The sequence below is a fragment of the Aquihabitans sp. McL0605 genome (assembly GCF_049993875.1).
Taxonomy (GTDB): Bacteria; Actinomycetota; Acidimicrobiia; order Acidimicrobiales; family Iamiaceae; genus Aquihabitans.
The window spans coordinates 3394754-3410094 of record NZ_CP188252.1; the positions used below are offsets into that span (position 1 = coordinate 3394754).

Below are 15341 nucleotides of genomic sequence, written 5' to 3' on the forward strand. Positions count from 1 at the left end.
GTCAGCGGCCCGTGTACAGGGCGTTGAAGCGCGAGGCGACGGTGGGGTTGTTGGTGATGCGGTCGTTCCAGCCGGCCAGGGCGAGCTCCCAGTCCGTGGCCGACACGCCGTGGCGCGCCGCCAGCTCCGGGCCCTTGGTCTGGTCGTAGCCCACCTCGGCGAACGAGCGGGAGATCTCGGCGTACAGCTCGATGCTGACGCCCGCGATCGGGGCCATGTCGCCGCTGACCGCGCTCGACAGCGACGACGCGAACGTGGTGGGGGCGGTGGCCCCGGCCATGGCCTGCTGGGCCTGGGCCTGCTGCGCGGCCGCCATCACCTGGGCGTTGGCCGCCATCTGGTTGGACTGGGCGATCAGATCGGGAGCCTCGTGGACCATGTCCTTCATGTCCTTGACCTGCTTGAAAAACCCCATCGGGATGCCTCCTGGCTGCGGCGCGGGGCGGGCCCCCGTGCTCGTCACCCACTGTCCGCCCGATCCGCGCCGTGGTCATGAGTACCGGCTACTCAACCTGCGGCGGCGTCGTAGCCTCGACCCCATGCCCCTCGGACTGCTCCCGACCCCCGCCGACGCCGCGGCCGCCGCGCCCACCGACCCGCAGGCGGTGGTGGAGGCGTTCCTCGCCGCCCTGGCCGACACCGACCTGGCCGCCGCCCTGGCGCTGGTCGACGACCACCTTGTGTACACCAACGTCGGCCTTCCCACGGTCCACGGCAAGGCACAGCTGGCCAAGGTGTTCGCGGCCATGGAGCGCCCCGAGGCCGGCTTCGAGGTCTACCTCCACGCCATCACCGCGGAGGGCGCGATCGTCCTCACCGAGCGCACCGACGTGATCCTCTTCGGCCGGCTGCGCGCCCAGTTCTGGGTGTGCGGGCGCTTCGACGTCCACGACGGGAAGATCACCCTCTGGCGCGACGCCTTCGACTTCGTGGACATCCTGCGCGGCACCGTGCGCGGCCTTGCCGGGATCGTGCTCCCGTCGCTGCGGCCCAAGGCCCCCACCGACCTCCGCGCCGCCCCCGGACGGCCACCCCTCTGACCCGATCGGGGTATGGAACCGGCGCCTCTGAGGAACTAGGGGTCAAGTACCCCCCTAGGAAGGCGGTTGGACCATGACCGCAGACAGCGACACCCAACCCGATCTCGGAGCGCCCCCCGACGACAGCTCGATGCGCGGCATCCTCCTGAACCTCGCCGCCGAGGGCTTCGGATCCCAGTTCGTCCCCGGACCAGCGGCCGGCGTGCTGCGGTGCACCGCCTGCGGCTCGGTGTCGGCCGGGCGCGAGTTCCGCATCCAGCGCGAGCGGCGCCTCGAAGGCGCATCCGATCCCGACGACACGATCCTCGTGGTCGCCGCCGCCTGCCCGGTGTGCCGGACGGGCGGGACCGTGGTGCTCGGCTACGGGCCGAACGCCAGCGCCGACGACGCCGACCTCATCGTCGCTCTGGAGCGCCACGCACCGGCGTGACCGGTGGCTCGCGCAGGAGGTCTTCCGGCGCGTACAGCGCACCGGTCAGGCCCGTCAGGTCGACCAGGCGCAGGAACGAGCCGGTGGCCCCGCTCACCTGAAGCGTCCGGTCGGCCGCCGTGCTCTCGCGGCGCAGGCGCACGATCTGGCTGAGGCCGTAGCCGTCGCAGAAGGTGAGCCGCGACAGATCGAGGAGCACCTGGCCCCCAGAGGCGTGCATCGCCGCCTCGACCGCGTCGGCCAGCAGGGACCCCGAGCTCACGTCGAGCTCACCCACCGCGTGCAGGACCACCCAGCCCGGTGCTTCGGAGCACTGCACGTAGAAGAGGTCTCGAGAACCCGGCATCGCACAGCCTTCCTGCTGGACGCCCTCATCGTGACAGGGCGACGATGGTGTGACGACCCCCGATCGGGTGATCTTCCGCTCCCCCTGCAGTGGCAGGATCGGGCCGACAGGAGGTGGGCATGACCGACCAGCAGGTCCGATGGGGGGTGGCCGCGACCGGTGGGATCGCGGCCCGCTTCGCCGCCGCGATGCAGCTCGTCGACGATGGCGGGATCGTGGCGGTGGCATCGCGCTCGCAGGAACGGGCCGACGAGTTCGGCGACGCGCACGGGATCGGGGTGCGCCACGGCTCCCTGGCCGCCCTCGCCGACGATCCCGACGTCGACGCGGTCTACGTGGCGAGCCCGCACGCCTTCCACGCGGCCGACGCGATCCGCTTCCTCGACGCCGGCAAGCACGTCCTGTGCGAGAAGCCGCTGGCGCTCGACGAGGCCGAGGCGGCGACCATGGTCGCCGCCTCCCGCCGCCAGGGGGTGTTCCTGATGGAGGCCATCTGGAGCCGCTTCCTGCCCGCCTACGTGCACCTCCGCGACCTCCTCGACCAGGGGAGGATCCGGACGCCGACCGGGGTGGAGGCCAGCCTCGGGTTCGCGTTCCCGTTCGACCCGGACCACCGGCTCTTCGATCCTGAGCTCGGCGGCGGGGCCCTGCTCGACCTGGGGATCTACCCGATCCAGCTGTGCTCCCTGGTGCTCGGCCCTCCCGACGAGGTGTCGGGGCTCGGGCACCTGGGTCCCACCGGCGTCGACGAGCGGGTGGCGGCCGTGCTGCACCACGCCGACGGCGGTCTCGGGGTGATCCAGGCGTCGATCACCTCGTCGCTGGCGTGCACGGCCCGGATCACCGGCACCGGCGGGTGGATCGATGTGCCGGCCCTGATGCAGGTGCCCCAGCACGTGAGCGTCACCACCCCGGCCGGCACGGAGGTGATCGACGGGTCGTTCGAGGGCGAGGGGCTGCGCTTCCAGGTGCCCGAGGTGCACCGCTGCATCCGGGCCGGCCTGGTCGAGAGCCCGGTCGTGCCCCACGAGGAGACCCTGGCGATGGCGCGGACGATGGATCGGATCCGGGCGCAGATCGGGCTGCGCTACCCCGGGGAGACCGCCTGACCGGTCAGGACCCGTCGGAGACCCGCCGGCGCGGCGCCCACACGATCGGGGCGCGCAGGTGGGCGGCGATGGCGACGCTGATCACCGCGGCCCACGCGCACCACAGGGAGATCAGCGCCGTCTTGGCGATGAGCGCCAGCGCGCCCACGGCGATGAGGTTGGCGAGGCCGTACCAGCGGATGGTCCGGTCGCGCGCCGCCAGCAGCGGCCCGCACGTCGCCAGCACGTACAGGGCCACGACGACCCCGCCGCCGAGCAGCCCGGTGCGGTACGCCACGTGGTGGCCCACGATCCGCGCCCCGACCGGGCCCACCGCGATGGCGTGCAGCAGCACCGCGGCCACGCCCACCCCGACGGCGATGAACGCGCCGGACCGCACGCGGGTCGCGGTCGGGTCCATGCCCGCCACCGCCACGGGGACGAGCACCGGGACCACCACGAACGCGACCAGCAGGTACGCGTACAGCGCCGGGCGCCACGCCGACGGCGCCAAGCCGTCCTGGAGGCCCCGCCACACCTGCACCTCCGTCAGCAGGTGGGCGCCGAGCACGAGCGGCACCGCCGCCATCGCCCGCTCCGACCGGTTGCGGGCGTGGAGCACGGCGTCCACACCGATGCCGGTGACCGTCAGACCCACGAGCACGTCGGCCTGCGGGGAGAAGCACATGCTCGGACCTTCCCCGGGCGAGGGGGGATGAAACCTGGAGTTGAACCAGCGTTGACCGTGCGGCGGGCTGGCGCTGATCGGCCCTCCCGTACGGTCCCGGCACCCATCCTCGAGGCGGAAGGCGCCACCGTGATCGCAGTCGGCCCGGTTCACCAGGCGTGGGCGCTGTGGCCGTCTGGGGCGGTGTCGAGCCTGGGTGCCGGGCCGCCCCGCACGCTCCTCGCCGGCCTGGTGGTGGCGGTGCTGGCGCTGGAGCGCCGGTGGCGGGCGGCGGCCTACGTGCTGACCGCGGTGACCCTGGTGCACATGCTCGACCGCGCCGCCAAGCACCTGGTGGCGCTGGAGCGGCCGCCGGACCCGCAGCGCGGCTACAGCCTGCCGAACCTGGTGGTCGTGGTGCTCATGGCCTCGGTCCTCGTGGCGGTCTGCGCCCTGCTCACGCGGCGCCGGCTGGCGGCCCTGTGGTTCGTGCCCGGGGCCTACCTCGTCGCCATCGCCGCGGATCAGCTCGTGCGCGTCGTCCCGGTCGGCACCGGCGTCGACTCGTTCCCGAGCGGCCACGCGTCGAACAGCATGGCGCTGGCCCTGGCGGTCGTCGCCGTGCGGCCACGGGGGGCGCCCTGGGCGCCCTGGTGCTACGCCATCGTCGGCGCTGCGGTCGTGGTGGGCATCTCCCGGGTGACGCTCGGGTTCCACCGGCCGACCGACGTGCTGGCCGGCTGGTTCCTCGCCGTGGTCGTGACCACCGCGCTCCAGCCCCTGTTCGGCGTGCGCTGGGCGCCGGAACCGGCCGCGGTCGAGTTGAACTGGCGTTGACCTGGTGGAACCCAGGCGTTGACGGCCTGCTCCGTACGTTCCTGGCCGACCACGTCCACCGCTGGAAGGCCATCCCATGACCCAGACCGACGAGCGCACGCTCGCCGCCACGATGCTCAACAAGGTGCCGGCGATCACCGCCATCTTCTGGATCATCAAGATCCTCGGGACCACGGTGGGCGAGACCGCCGCCGACTACCTCAACGACACCCTGGGCCTCGGGCTCAACAAGACGTCGGTGGTGGTGGGCATTGCGCTCGCGGGGGCGCTGGTCTTCCAGTTCAAGGCCCGCAAGTACGTCCCCGCCATCTACTGGCTGGTGGTCGTGCTGATCAGCATCGCCGGGACCCTGATGACCGACAACCTCGTCGACGGGCACGGGGTCAGCCTGAACGTGACGACGATCGGGTTCGCGATCTGCCTCGCGCTCACCTTCATCGGTTGGTACCGCAGCGAGGGGACGCTCTCCATCCACACGATCGTGACCACCAGGCGCGAGGCCTGGTACTGGCTCACGGTGCTGTTCACCTTCGCCCTCGGCACATCGGCCGGCGACCTGGTCTCCGAGAAGCTGGACATCGGCTACTTCAAGACCGGGCTGATGTTCGCCGCCCTCATCGGGCTCGTCGCCCTCGCCCACTTCGTGTTCGGGATGGGCGAGATCCTCTCGTTCTGGCTGGCGTACATCCTCACCCGGCCGCTCGGCGCCTCCCTGGGCGATCTCCTGCTCCAGCCCCCGTCGGCGGGAGGCCTGGGCCTCGGTACCGGCGTCACGACGTTCGTCTTCCTCGGCGTGATCGTGGCCGCGGTCACCTACCTCACGATCAGCCGGGTCGACCTCATGCCGCCGGACCCGGAACCGGAGCTGGCGTGACGCCGTCGACCGGCCCCTCCGGGGTGTTGCGGTGCAGCACCAGGAGCAAGACGTCGTAGCTGAACTTCACGGTGCCGGCGATGAGCAGCGGCCACCCGAACGTGGTGCGCGTCAGCAGGGCGCCGGCGATCAGCGGGGTGGTGGCCGACGCCAGGCTGCGCGGCACGTTGGTGATGCTCGACGCCGCCGCCCGCTCGTGCGCCGGCACCACCGCCATCACGAACGCCTGCCGGGCCGGGACGTCCATCTGGGCGAACAGGGCCCGGACCAAGAGGAGGGCGATCGCCACCGCGCCGCTCGGTGCGAACGCCGCCAGCGCGAGCAGCACGTTGGCCGGCATGTGGGTGAACGCCATGGTCCGGACCATGCCGAACCGGTCGGCGAGCACGGGTGCCAGCAGCTGCGAGCACGCCCCGAGCAGTCCGGCGGCGAAGAAGACGCCGGCCGTCGTGCTGGCGGTCAGGTCGAAGCGCAGGTGCAGCCACAGCACGAGCATCGACGTGACCACGAACCCGCTGCCCGCCGAGTCGAGGCTGAACAGGGCGGCGAGGTCCAGCACGATCCGGCGCGAGGCCCCGAGCGCCGGGGGCCGGGGCGCCGGCGCCCTGGTGTCGTCGACGGCGTCACCGAGCGGGGCCACGACGGCTGCCTGCTCGACGCTCGGTTCTCGCCGGGGGATCGAGCGGTAGAGCGCCAGGATCACCAGTGCGGCGAGGGCGTAGAGCACGAACCCCAGGCGCTGCGCCGAGGTCAGCTCCCAGCCGGTGGCCCGCGCCAGGCGAGCGGGGAGGCCCGAGGCGAGCGCGCCCACGGCACCGGCCAGCACCGCGCCCAGGTTGTACACGGCGTACTGCCGGGTCCGGGCCCGGCCCTCCACGCGGTGGGCGATGAACGCCTGCTCGGTGGGGAGGAACACGCTCACGTCGCCCGACGACGGGTTCATGGTGCCCACCACCGCGATGACCAGCAGCGGCCAGAAGGAGGTGGTGGCGGCGAAGCCCGCACCCGTGGCCGCCATCAGGACGCAGGCCCAGACCAGGAGGCGGCCGAGCGTGGTCCGGTGCGCCCGGAGGCCGAACGCCAGGGTCAGCGCGGCCGAGCCGAGGAGGGTGCCGGTGACGATGGCACCGACCCGCAGCGGCGAGAACCCGAGATCGGTCAGGTACTGGGCGAGCAGGACGCTCACGAACCCGTCGGCGAACCCGCGGATGCACCGACCGACAACGACCCGGCGCACGTCATCCATGGGGGCAACCTACGGCGTCATCCGTCCAGCCCTAGGTTGAGGGCGTGACCCTGCGGGTGCTGGTGGTGGAGGACGATGCCGAGATCGGCCGTTCGCTTCGCGACGCGCTCGTCGCGCACGGCTACGACGCCGAGCTGGTGGCCACGGGAGCGGAGGCGTCGACCCGGGTCGAGGAATCGGTCCCCGACCTGCTCCTGCTCGACGTGGGGCTGCCCGACATCGATGGCTTCACGCTGTGCCGCTGGGTGCGCGAGCACGACGCCTCGGTGCCGATCGTGCTCCTCACCGCTCGCGACTCCGAGATCGACACCGTCGTCGGCCTCGACGCGGGGGCCACCGACTACGTCACCAAGCCGTTCTCGATGGCGGTCCTCCTCGCCCGGATCCGCGCCCACCTGCGCGGGGCCGACGGCCACGATCCCGGCTCGGCGTTCGACGTCGGCGCGCTCCACATCGATCCAGCCGGGTACTCGGCGCGGGTGGCAGGCGAGCCGGTGGCGCTGCGGCCGCGCGAGCTGGAGCTCCTGGTGCTGCTCGGACGCGAGGCCGGCCGGGTGGTGACCCGCGAGCGCCTGCTGTCCGAGGTCTGGGACGTGCACTGGGACAGCTCGTCGAAGACGCTCGAGATGCACGTGCTGGCGCTGCGCCGGAAGCTCGAGGCGGCGATCGAGATCACCACGGTGCGCGGGGTGGGGTACCGGCTGGACCCGCGGTGAGGCGGCGCATCCGCGAGGCGATCGTGGGCGTGTCGGCCATCATCCTGATCGCCCTCGGCATCCCCCTCGCCATCGTGGTGCACCAGTCGGTGCTCGACTCCGAGGTGGTCGAGCTGCAGGCCACCGCCGCCACCGCCCTGGCCGAGATCGATGTGCCCCTCAGCCGCGCCCAGCTGCGGGCGTTCGCCAGCGAGCCCGATGCCCCCGAGCACTTCGGCGTGTACGGCCCCGACGGCCGCCTGCTCTACGGGTCGGGCCCCGCCGGCGCCGACGAGGTGACCAAGCAGGCGCTCGCCGGCCAGCCCGCCTCCAGCGTGGAGGGAGCCATCATCGTGGCCTCGCCCATCGTCGAGACCGGCTCCGAACGGGTCCGCGGGGCGCTGCGGGTCACCGAGTCGCTCGACGGCGCCGACAAGCGGGCGCGCACGGCGTGGCTCGTGATGGCGGTCGCCGGCGCGGCCGCCCTGGGGCTGGCCTGGGTGATCGGCAACCGCTTGTCCCGGGTGCTGTCGGAGCCGCTCACGGAGCTCGCCGCCTCCGCCGGCGCCATCGGCGAGGTGGGTACCACCGTGTCCCGCTCGTCGTCCGGCATCGCCGAGATCGACGACCTCGCCGTGGTGCTCGACCACCGCTCTCAGGAGGTCCAGCAGGCGCTGCTGCGCGAGCGGCAGTTCGGCGACGACGTCTCCCACCAGCTGCGCACGCCGATCACCGCGCTGCGCCTCAAGCTCGAGCACGCCCAGGCCGGTGACGGGTCGACGGACGTCGAGGGGGCCCTGGCCGACCTGGACCGCGTCGAGGAGACCATCGCCCACCTGCTCGCGGTCGCTCGGGACTCGATCCCGCAGGCGGCCGAGCTCCGTCTCGACGAGGCCGTGGCCTCCGCCGTGCAGCGCTGGCAGCACGCCGCGGGCGCGGCCGGGCGCACGGCGGTGGCGCTCCCGGCGGATCCGGCCACGGTGCTGGCGAACCGGGCGTCGGTCGACGAGGTGCTCGACGTGCTGATCGACAACGGGCTGCGCCACGGCGCCGGGACGATCGAGGTGTCGCTGCGGCACCTGCCCGGCGCCGTCGCGGTCGACGTCCGCGACGAGGGGAGCTCCATCGCGACGCTCGACGCGGAGCGGGTCTTCACCCGGGGTCACGGCTCCGGGAGCGGCTCGGGCATCGGGCTAGCGGTGGCCCGGTCGGTCGCCGAGGCCGAGGGTGGCCGCCTGTTCCTGACCGGGAACCGGCCCACGACGTTCTCCCTGATCCTCCTGGTCAGCGGCCCGGGCTCCGCCGCCTGACTCAGGCGGGCGGCGGCGTGGGGGCGGCGGCGCCGATGGCGTGGACGCCGCCGTCGACGTGGACGATCTCGCCGGTGGTGGCGGGGAACCAGTCGCTGAGCAGGGCCACCACGGCCTTGGCGGCGGGCTCCGGATCGTCGACGTCCCAGCCCAGCGGGGCCCGCTCCCGCCAGCTCGACTCGATGTCGGCGAAGCCGGGGATCGACTTGGCGGCCATGGTGCGGATCGGCCCGGCGGCGACGAGGTTCACCCGCACGCCCGTGGGCCCGAGGTCGCGCGCGGTGTAGCGGGACGCCGACTCGAGCGCGGCCTTGGCCACGCCCATCCAGTCGTAGGCCGGCCACGTGACCGTGGCGTCGAAGTCGAGGCCCACGATCGACGAGCCGGGGACCAGCAGCGGCCGCAGCGCGCCGGCCAGGGCCGGGAGCGACCAGGCGGATACCTGCAGCGTGGTGGCCACATCGGGCCACGTGGCACCGAACAGCCCGTCGGGGTGGCCGAGGCAATCGGCCGGAGCGAAGCCGATGGCGTGCACCACGCCGTCGATCTGCGGGTAGGTGGCCGACAGGTTGCCGGCCAGCGCCGCCAGGTCGTCCTCGCTGCTCACGTCGAGCTCGATGACCTCGGCCGGGTTCGGCAGCCGCTTGGCCGAGCGCTCGGTGAGCGACCGCACCCGGCCGAACGAGGTGAGCACCACGGTGGCCCCCTGCTCCTGGGCGATGCGGGCGCACGAGAAGGCGATGGATGCGGGCGTCAGGACGCCGGTGATCAGCACGGTCTTGCCGTCGAGCAGCATGGTTCTCCAGAGGTCGGTACGGGTCAGAGGGGGCCGTTGTCGTGGGCGCGGGGCGGGATGTGCGGCCGCTTGTTGGCCAGCCGCCGGACGCCGGCCACGAGGTGGCGGCGGGTGTCGGCCGGATCGATGACCGCGTCGACCAGGCCGTGCTCGGCGGCGATCTCGGGCGTGCAGTACCGCTCCTCGTACGCCGACTCGAGCGCCACGCGGGCCAGCTCGGGATCGTCGGCCGCGGCCAGCTCGCGCCGGTTCAAGATGGCGACCGCGCCGGCGGCGCCCATCACCGCGATCTGCGCCGTGGGCCAGGCCAGCACGAGGTCGTTGCCCATCGTGCGGGAGTCCATGACGATGTACGCCCCGCCGTAGGCCTTGCGGATGATCACGGCGATGCGCGGGACGGTGGCCGACGCGTAGGCGTGGACGAGCTTGGCGCCGTGGCGGATCATCCCCCGCCACTCGAGGTCCCGGCCCGGCTCGTAGCCCGGCGTGTCGACGAAGGTGATGAGCGGGAGCCCGAGCGCATCCGCGCACCGCACGTGGCGGGCGCCCTTGCACGACGCCGCGATGTCGAGCGTGCCGGCCCGCACGAACGGCTGGTTGGCCACGATGGCGACCGAGATGCCGCCGAGGCGGGCATAGGCGCACACCAGGTTGGGGGCGTGGTCGGCGTTGACCTCGAGCAGCGAGTCGTGGTCGAAGACGTCGGCCAGGACGTGGCGGACGTCGTAGGACTGCTTGGCGCCGTCGGGCACCGTCCGCGCCGCCACCGAGCTGCGGCGGTCGGCGGGGTCGGTGCTGGGCGGGACGAGGGCGGGAGCGAGGTAGTTGTCGGGGAGGTGGGCGAGCAGCTCCGCCACCGCGAGGTCGGCGTCGTCGTCGTCCTCCGCGATCATCGTCGCCACGTTCGAGCGGGTGGCGTGGATCGTGGCGCTGCCGAGCTCCTCCGGCGTGACGCTCACCCCGGTGACCCGGCGGACCGGGCCGGGACCGTTCAGGTAGGCGGTGGCGGAGCGGGTCATGACGACGTGGTCGGCCAGCCCCAGGATCAGCGCCAGGCCACCGTGGACGGGACCGTTGACCACCACCAGGAGGGGGACCACGCCCGACAGCCGCACCGCCCGCCGGGCCACCCGCCCCCAGGCGACCAGCCCGTCGAGCCCGGCGGCCTGGGGGTCGATCGCCACCGACACGATCTTGACGACCACCGGGCAGCCCAGCTGCTCGGCCAGCTCCAAGGCCCGGCCGACGGTGTCGGCCTCGGCGGCGCCGCTGCCGCCGGGCCGGAGGCCGTCGACCTCGGCGTACGCCACCGTGCGCCCATCGATCTCCCGGAGGTCGGCGCGCGCTGCCCCCGGCCGGTGGGCACCGAGGGGCGTCGGCTCAAGGGCGAGCATCAGGCGGGCGCCAGCACCAGCGACGTGTTGTGGCCGCCGAAGCCGAAGCTGTTCGACAGCACGGGCCCGGTCTGGATGGTGCGCACCTCGCCGCGGACGAGGTCGATGTCGGGGTCGACGTCGGGGTCGGTGAGGTTGGCGACGGGCGGGACGAGCCCGGCCACCGCCGAGACGAGGCCGAAGACGGCCTCGACCGCACCGGCCGCGCCGACAAGGTGGCCGGTCACGCCCTTGGTGGAGGTGACCGGCGGACCGGAGGCCCCGAACACCTTGGCGATGGCGATCGCCTCGGCGCTGTCGTTGAGCGGGGTGGACGTGCCGTGGGCGTTGATGTGCGCCACCCCGCCGGGGGCCAGGCCGGCGTCGGCGAGGGCCAGCGACATGCAGCTGACCGCGGCGGTGCCGTCGGGGCTGGGCGCGGTGATGTGGTGGGCGTCGCACGTGCTGGCGTGCCCGACCACCCACCCGAGGATGGTGGCGCCCCGTCGGGTGGCGACGGCCTCCGACTCGAGCACCAAGATGCCGGCGCCCTCGCCCATCACGAACCCGTCGCGCTCGCGGTCGAACGGCCGGGAGGCGGCGGCGGGATCGTCGTTGCGGCCGCTGAGCGCACCCATGCGGGCGAACGCGGCCATGGAGGTGGGCGTGATCGATGCCTCCGTGCCGCCCACGATGACCACGTCGGCCCGGCCCGAGCGGATGAGCTCGACGCCCTCGCCGATGCTGTTGGCGCCGGATGCGCACGCGGTGGAGATGGCCATGCACGGTCCGGCGAACCCGTGGCGCAGGGCCACGTGGCCGGCCGACGCGTTGGCCATCATCATCGGGATCAGCAGCGGGCTGACCCGCGACGGCCCGCGGGTCACCCGCGTCTCGATCTGCTCCTCGATGGAGATGAGCCCGCCGACGCCTGAGCCGATGACGACGCCGATGCGCGCCGGATCGATCTCACCGGGCTCGAGCCCGGCTTGCGCGATGGCCTCCTCGGTGGCGCCGATGGCGAGCAGCGACACGCGGTCGATGCGCCGGGCGTGGCGGGGCTCGACCCACGGGGTGGGGTCGAAGTCCTGCACCTCCGCGGCGATGCGCACGGCGTGGGCCGACGCATCCCACGCGGTGATGGGGCCGGCGGCGGAGCGCGCCGCCCGCACGGTCTCGAGGTTGGTGGCGACGTCGGCGCCGGCGGGGGTGATGGCCCCCATGCCGGTGACGGCGACGCGGACCCCGGCCTCAGGCATCGGCCGGCGCGATCTTCATGACCATGTCGACCGCCTGGCCGATGGTCTCGACGCCCTCGAGCTGGTCGTCGGTGATCTCGACGCCGAGCTGGTCCTCGAGGGCCATCACCACCTCGGAGAGGTCGAGCGAGTCGGCCTCGAGGTCGTTGGCGAAGTGGGTCGACTCCGAGAGCGTGCTGCGGTCGGCCCGCAGGAGCTCCTCGCAGGCGTCGTACACAGCATCGGTGACGGTGGTGCGGTCCATTGTGCTTCCTTTGGTGTTGGTGAACAGGGGGTGATCAGTGGCCCATGCCGAGGCCGCCGTCGACCGGCAGGACGGCGCCGGTCACGTACGACGCGCCGTCGCTGCAGAGGTAGGCGACCGCGGCGGCCACGTCCTCGGGCCGGCCGACGCGGCCGAGCGGGACGGCGGCGGCCAGCTCGTCGCGGCGGTCGTCGGAGACGGCGCCGAGCATGGCGGTGTCGATGGGCCCGGGGGCGACGACGTTGGCGGTGATGCCGCGCGGCGCCAGCTCCCGGGCGATCGACCGGGTGAAGCCCACGAGGCCGGCCTTGGCCGCCGCGTAGTTCGCCTGGCCGGCCGATCCGGTGAGGGCGACGACCGAGGAGATCGTGACGATGCGGCCCCAACGGGCCCGCATCATCTTCGGGGTCACCCGGTGGATCAGGTGGTAGGTGCCGTCGAGCGCGGTGTCGATGGGCAGGCGCCACTGGTCGTGGTCCATGCGCATGAGGAGGCCGTCGGCGGTGGCGCCGGCGTTGCTGATGGCGATGGCGACCGGGCCGAGCTCGGCCTCCACCGTGGTGACCGCAGCATCGACCGAGGCGGCGTCGGTGACGTCGGCCCCGAGCGCGAGGGCGGTGCCGCCATCCGCCTGGAGCTTGGCGGCGAGCGCCCGGGTGGCCTCGCCCCCGCGGTTGTGGATGAGGGCGACGGGGTGCCCGGCCTCGGACAGGGCGGTGGCGATGGCCGCGCCGATGCCGCCGGAAGCACCCGTCACGATCGCCACGCGTTCCGCCGCGGTCACCGGCCCCACCGCAGCAGCAGGCTGGTCCAGTCGATGCCGGCGCCGATGGCGCTGAGCAGGACCACCTTGTCCTGGTCGAGCCGGCCGTCGGCCGCGATGCTGGACAGGGCCAAGGGGATCGATGCCGCCGACGTGTTGGCCCGGTCGGTGAGGTCGACCACCACCTGGTCGGGGGTGAGGCCGATGCGCTCGGCCGCGGCCGAGATGATCCGGGAGTTGGCCTGGTGCGGGACCCACAGGTCGACGTCTTGGGGCGTGAGCCCGGCCCGCTCGAGGGTGGCGAGGGCCGACGAGGCCAGCGAGCGGGTGGCCCGCCGGTAGAGCTCGGGCCCGTCCATGCGCAGGTACGGGGAGGTGGTCGGGACCTCGAGCACGGCCAGCGCAGACGGGGCGCCGCCCAGGTCGGCGGCCAGGATCCCGGTCGCCCCCGCTCCGCCGATGCCGGCCGCCACCACGAGGGCGCCGGCGCCGTCGCCGAACAGCACGGCGGTGGCGCGGTCGTCGGGGTCGACCAGCGTGGTGAACCGCTCGGCACCGATCACCAGGGCGTTGGTGGGCGGGCCCACCGCCACCATGGCGGCCACGGCGTGGAGGGCGTGCACGAACCCGCAGCAGGCGCCGTTCACGTCGAACGCGGCGGCCTCGATGCCCAGCACCTGGGCCACGCGGGCGGCGGTGGACGGGCATGCCGAGTCGGGGGTGGCGGTGGCCACCACCACCAGGTCGATCTGCTCGGGGTCGAGCCCGGCTGCGGCGAGGGCCCGTGCGCCCGCATCGGCCGCGAGCGCGGTGGTGGTCTCGGCGGCGGCCGGGTCGGCGACGTGGCGGGCCCGGATGCCCGTGCGGGCGGAGATCCACTCGTCGCTGGTGTCGAAGTGCTCGGCCAGATCGTCGTTGGTCATCCGCAGGGCGGGCAGGGCGGCGCCGGCCCCGAGGAACCCGAGCGGGATCTCGGGCGCGGGCCGGCTGTCGACATCGTCGTCGTCGTCCCCGGCGATGGTGAAGGCCGACCCCGTGGTGTCGACCGGCTGGATCCACACGAGGGGCTGGCCCGGCCGGACCCGTTCGCCCGGGTGGGCGAGGGTGCGGACCACGTGGCCGTCGCAGAAGGTGGCGACGTCGACGTCGGAGCTGGGGCCCTCGATGTAGCCGACGACCGTGCCGGCCTGGAGCACGGCGCCCCGCTTGCCGTTCTGGCCCTCGGCGGCGGGACGGAAGGTCCCGGCCGACGGCGCCACCACCAGGCGCAGGTCGACGTGGACGCTGTCGCCGTCGGCCGCGGCCACGGTGGCCCCGGTCATCGGACCGCTCCGTGCACGAGGGCGCCGAGCGCCGCCAGGTCGTCGGGCACGGCCACGTTGGCCAGCTCGAGCTCGGGGTCGATGCGCCGGGCCAGGCCGGTGAGCGTGGAGCCGGGGCCGACCTCGATGAGGGTGTCGGCTCCGAGGCCCCGCATGGTGCGGACGGTGTCGGTCCAGCGCACGGGGCGCACGAGGTGGGTGCGCAGCCGGTCGGGCCAGGCGGCCGGATCGGCCACGACGGCGCCGTCGTCGTTCGCCACCACGGGGATGGCCGGGACCACGAACGGCGTCTCGTCGAGCACCGGGCCGATGGCCTCGGCCACCTCGACGAGCATCGGGGTGTGGAAGGCGCCGCCGACCGGCAGCCGGGTGGCGCGGCGGGCGCCCAGCTCCTTGGCCCGGGCCGCCACCGCATCGAGCCCGTCGGCGTGGCCTCCCACCACCACCTGGCCCGGAGCGTTCACGTTGGCGAGCCAGGCCCGCCCGGGAGCGGCGTCGCAGGCGGCGACGGCCACGTCCTCCTCGGCGCCGAGCAGCACCACCAGGCCGCCGGGCGCATGGGCCTGGGCATCGGCCGATGCATCGGCCCGGGCCACGGCGAGCCGCATGCCGTGGTCGAACGCCACCGTGCCCGAGGCGATGAGCGCGGTGATCTGACCGAGCGAGTGGCCGGCCATGGCCACCACCGGCTCGTCGAGCCGCGGCTCGAGCGCGGTCCACGCCAGCAGGGAGGCGAGCAGGACGGCCAGCTGGCTGTGGCGCGTGTCGGCGAGCTCCTCCGCCGGCGCATCGAGCAGCAGGTGGGCGAGGGGTCGACCGGTGGCGCGCTCCGCGTCGTCGACGATCGACCAGGCGGGGTGGTCGCGCCAGGGCGCGCCCAGCCCAGGCGTCTGCGCGCCTTGACCAGGAAAGGTGATGGCAAGGCTCACGCCTGGCTCCTCGGGGGGATGGACTCGGTGCGGGGGGAGCGCACCGGGCGGGGTGTGCGTAGTCAGACAGAGCGTCACCGGCCTTCGTTTCATCTACCGGTCGGTAATGTTGAGATTTCGTG

The 15341-nt window shown here is 73.7% G+C and carries 18 protein-coding genes; 7 read left to right on the forward strand and 11 right to left on the reverse strand.

Features of this window, described 5'->3' with window-relative positions; genetic code table 11:
- Position 1 precedes the first annotated feature (1 nt).
- Positions 2 to 415, reverse strand: coding sequence for a hypothetical protein (locus ACPPVX_RS15635; RefSeq protein ID WP_426571497.1), 414 nt, complete (start codon positions 413 to 415; stop codon positions 2 to 4).
- Positions 416 to 539: 124 nt separating this feature from the next.
- On the opposite strand from ACPPVX_RS15635, the gene ACPPVX_RS15640 reads away from it, so the two are divergent.
- Together ACPPVX_RS15640 and ACPPVX_RS15645 are read left to right on the forward strand one after the other, a co-directional pair.
- Positions 540 to 1040 carry a limonene-1,2-epoxide hydrolase family protein gene (locus ACPPVX_RS15640; protein WP_426571498.1) on the forward strand — a complete coding sequence of 167 codons (501 nt, stop codon included), beginning with the start codon at positions 540 to 542 and terminating at the stop codon, positions 1038 to 1040.
- Between the two features lie 73 nt (positions 1041 to 1113).
- Positions 1114 to 1470: a hypothetical protein gene (locus ACPPVX_RS15645; RefSeq protein WP_426571499.1), complete on the forward strand. Its 357-nt coding sequence runs from the start codon at positions 1114 to 1116 to the stop codon at positions 1468 to 1470.
- Here ACPPVX_RS15645 and ACPPVX_RS15650 read toward each other — a convergent pair.
- The gene (locus tag ACPPVX_RS15650; protein WP_426571500.1) at positions 1436 to 1816 is read right to left on the reverse strand and encodes an STAS domain-containing protein; all 381 of its coding nucleotides are present in this window, start codon (positions 1814 to 1816) and stop codon (positions 1436 to 1438) included. The genes ACPPVX_RS15645 and ACPPVX_RS15650 overlap by 35 nt on opposite strands.
- A 119-nt stretch (positions 1817 to 1935) precedes the next feature.
- Between ACPPVX_RS15650 and ACPPVX_RS15655 the strand changes: the two genes are divergently transcribed.
- The gene (locus ACPPVX_RS15655) at positions 1936 to 2925 is read left to right on the forward strand and encodes a Gfo/Idh/MocA family protein (RefSeq protein WP_426571501.1); all 990 of its coding nucleotides are present in this window, start codon (positions 1936 to 1938) and stop codon (positions 2923 to 2925) included.
- Between the two features lie 4 nt (positions 2926 to 2929).
- On the opposite strand, the gene ACPPVX_RS15660 is transcribed toward ACPPVX_RS15655, so the two are convergent.
- On the reverse strand, positions 2930 to 3592 hold the full coding sequence (locus ACPPVX_RS15660; protein ID WP_426571502.1) for a DUF6629 family protein: 663 nt from the start codon (positions 3590 to 3592) through the stop codon (positions 2930 to 2932).
- Positions 3593 to 3721: 129 nt separating this feature from the next.
- On the opposite strand from ACPPVX_RS15660, the gene ACPPVX_RS15665 reads away from it, so the two are divergent.
- Both ACPPVX_RS15665 and ACPPVX_RS15670 read left to right on the forward strand, forming a co-directional pair.
- Positions 3722 to 4408, forward strand: coding sequence for a phosphatase PAP2 family protein (locus ACPPVX_RS15665; RefSeq protein WP_426571503.1), 687 nt, complete (start codon positions 3722 to 3724; stop codon positions 4406 to 4408).
- Between the two features lie 76 nt (positions 4409 to 4484).
- A complete protein-coding gene (locus ACPPVX_RS15670) occupies positions 4485 to 5282 on the forward strand; it encodes a hypothetical protein (RefSeq protein ID WP_426571504.1) in 798 nt (265 codons plus the stop codon).
- Here the strand turns inward: ACPPVX_RS15670 and ACPPVX_RS15675 are convergent.
- Positions 5248 to 6528 carry an MFS transporter gene (locus ACPPVX_RS15675; RefSeq protein ID WP_426571505.1) on the reverse strand — a complete coding sequence of 427 codons (1281 nt, stop codon included), beginning with the start codon at positions 6526 to 6528 and terminating at the stop codon, positions 5248 to 5250. The genes ACPPVX_RS15670 and ACPPVX_RS15675 overlap by 35 nt on opposite strands.
- 44 nt (positions 6529 to 6572) lie before the next feature.
- Here ACPPVX_RS15675 and ACPPVX_RS15680 point away from each other — a divergent pair, with 44 nt between their 5' ends.
- Together ACPPVX_RS15680 and ACPPVX_RS15685 are read left to right on the forward strand one after the other, a co-directional pair.
- A complete protein-coding gene (locus ACPPVX_RS15680; protein ID WP_426571506.1) occupies positions 6573 to 7244 on the forward strand; it encodes a response regulator transcription factor in 672 nt (223 codons plus the stop codon).
- The gene (locus ACPPVX_RS15685) at positions 7241 to 8533 is read left to right on the forward strand and encodes a sensor histidine kinase (RefSeq protein WP_426571507.1); all 1293 of its coding nucleotides are present in this window, start codon (positions 7241 to 7243) and stop codon (positions 8531 to 8533) included. The genes ACPPVX_RS15680 and ACPPVX_RS15685 overlap by 4 nt, the downstream gene beginning before the upstream one ends.
- Position 8534: 1 nt before the next feature.
- Here ACPPVX_RS15685 and fabI read toward each other — a convergent pair whose 3' ends face one another.
- From fabI to ACPPVX_RS15720, 7 genes are read right to left on the reverse strand one after another with little or no spacing between them, the layout of a single operon-like run.
- On the reverse strand, positions 8535 to 9329 hold the full coding sequence (gene fabI / locus ACPPVX_RS15690) for an enoyl-ACP reductase FabI (RefSeq protein ID WP_426571508.1): 795 nt from the start codon (positions 9327 to 9329) through the stop codon (positions 8535 to 8537).
- Between the two features lie 23 nt (positions 9330 to 9352).
- Positions 9353 to 10723 carry an acyl-CoA carboxylase subunit beta gene (locus ACPPVX_RS15695; RefSeq protein WP_426571509.1) on the reverse strand — a complete coding sequence of 457 codons (1371 nt, stop codon included), beginning with the start codon at positions 10721 to 10723 and terminating at the stop codon, positions 9353 to 9355.
- Entirely contained in the window at positions 10723 to 11961 is a 1239-nt protein-coding gene (gene fabF, locus ACPPVX_RS15700; RefSeq protein ID WP_426571510.1) for a beta-ketoacyl-ACP synthase II, read from the reverse strand. Before fabF ends, ACPPVX_RS15695 begins: the two co-directional genes overlap by 1 nt.
- On the reverse strand, positions 11954 to 12205 hold the full coding sequence (locus ACPPVX_RS15705) for an acyl carrier protein (RefSeq protein WP_426571511.1): 252 nt from the start codon (positions 12203 to 12205) through the stop codon (positions 11954 to 11956). The genes fabF and ACPPVX_RS15705 overlap by 8 nt, the downstream gene beginning before the upstream one ends.
- Before the next feature lie 34 nt (positions 12206 to 12239).
- Positions 12240 to 12989 (reverse strand): 3-oxoacyl-ACP reductase FabG, encoded by a 750-nt coding sequence (fabG, locus tag ACPPVX_RS15710; protein ID WP_426571512.1) that lies wholly within the window; start codon positions 12987 to 12989, stop codon positions 12240 to 12242.
- Positions 12986 to 14290 carry a beta-ketoacyl-ACP synthase 3 gene (locus tag ACPPVX_RS15715; RefSeq protein WP_426571513.1) on the reverse strand — a complete coding sequence of 435 codons (1305 nt, stop codon included), beginning with the start codon at positions 14288 to 14290 and terminating at the stop codon, positions 12986 to 12988. The genes fabG and ACPPVX_RS15715 overlap by 4 nt, the downstream gene beginning before the upstream one ends.
- Positions 14287 to 15219 carry an ACP S-malonyltransferase gene (locus tag ACPPVX_RS15720; RefSeq protein ID WP_426571514.1) on the reverse strand — a complete coding sequence of 311 codons (933 nt, stop codon included), beginning with the start codon at positions 15217 to 15219 and terminating at the stop codon, positions 14287 to 14289. Before ACPPVX_RS15720 ends, ACPPVX_RS15715 begins: the two co-directional genes overlap by 4 nt.
- Positions 15220 to 15341: the final 122 nt, after the last annotated feature.

Excerpts from the sequence above, each read along its gene's own strand:
- ACPPVX_RS15705 (WP_426571511.1), bottom strand. The coding sequence starts at position 12,205 with ATGGACCGCACCACCGTCACCGATGCTGTGTACGACGCCTGCGAGGAG.
- fabI (WP_426571508.1), bottom strand. The coding sequence starts at position 9,329 with ATGCTGCTCGACGGCAAGACCGTGCTGATCACCGGCGTCCTGACGCCC.
- fabF (WP_426571510.1), bottom strand. The coding sequence starts at position 11,961 with ATGCCTGAGGCCGGGGTCCGCGTCGCCGTCACCGGCATGGGGGCCATC.
- ACPPVX_RS15655 (WP_426571501.1), top strand. The coding sequence starts at position 1,936 with ATGACCGACCAGCAGGTCCGATGGGGGGTGGCCGCGACCGGTGGGATC.
- ACPPVX_RS15635 (WP_426571497.1), bottom strand. The coding sequence starts at position 415 with ATGGGGTTTTTCAAGCAGGTCAAGGACATGAAGGACATGGTCCACGAG.
- ACPPVX_RS15650 (WP_426571500.1), bottom strand. The coding sequence starts at position 1,816 with ATGCCGGGTTCTCGAGACCTCTTCTACGTGCAGTGCTCCGAAGCACCG.
- ACPPVX_RS15640 (WP_426571498.1), top strand. The coding sequence starts at position 540 with ATGCCCCTCGGACTGCTCCCGACCCCCGCCGACGCCGCGGCCGCCGCG.
- ACPPVX_RS15695 (WP_426571509.1), bottom strand. The coding sequence starts at position 10,723 with ATGCTCGCCCTTGAGCCGACGCCCCTCGGTGCCCACCGGCCGGGGGCA.
- ACPPVX_RS15660 (WP_426571502.1), bottom strand. The coding sequence starts at position 3,592 with ATGTGCTTCTCCCCGCAGGCCGACGTGCTCGTGGGTCTGACGGTCACC.
- ACPPVX_RS15670 (WP_426571504.1), top strand. The coding sequence starts at position 4,485 with ATGACCCAGACCGACGAGCGCACGCTCGCCGCCACGATGCTCAACAAG.
- ACPPVX_RS15645 (WP_426571499.1), top strand. The coding sequence starts at position 1,114 with ATGACCGCAGACAGCGACACCCAACCCGATCTCGGAGCGCCCCCCGAC.
- ACPPVX_RS15675 (WP_426571505.1), bottom strand. The coding sequence starts at position 6,528 with ATGGATGACGTGCGCCGGGTCGTTGTCGGTCGGTGCATCCGCGGGTTC.
- ACPPVX_RS15715 (WP_426571513.1), bottom strand. The coding sequence starts at position 14,290 with ATGACCGGGGCCACCGTGGCCGCGGCCGACGGCGACAGCGTCCACGTC.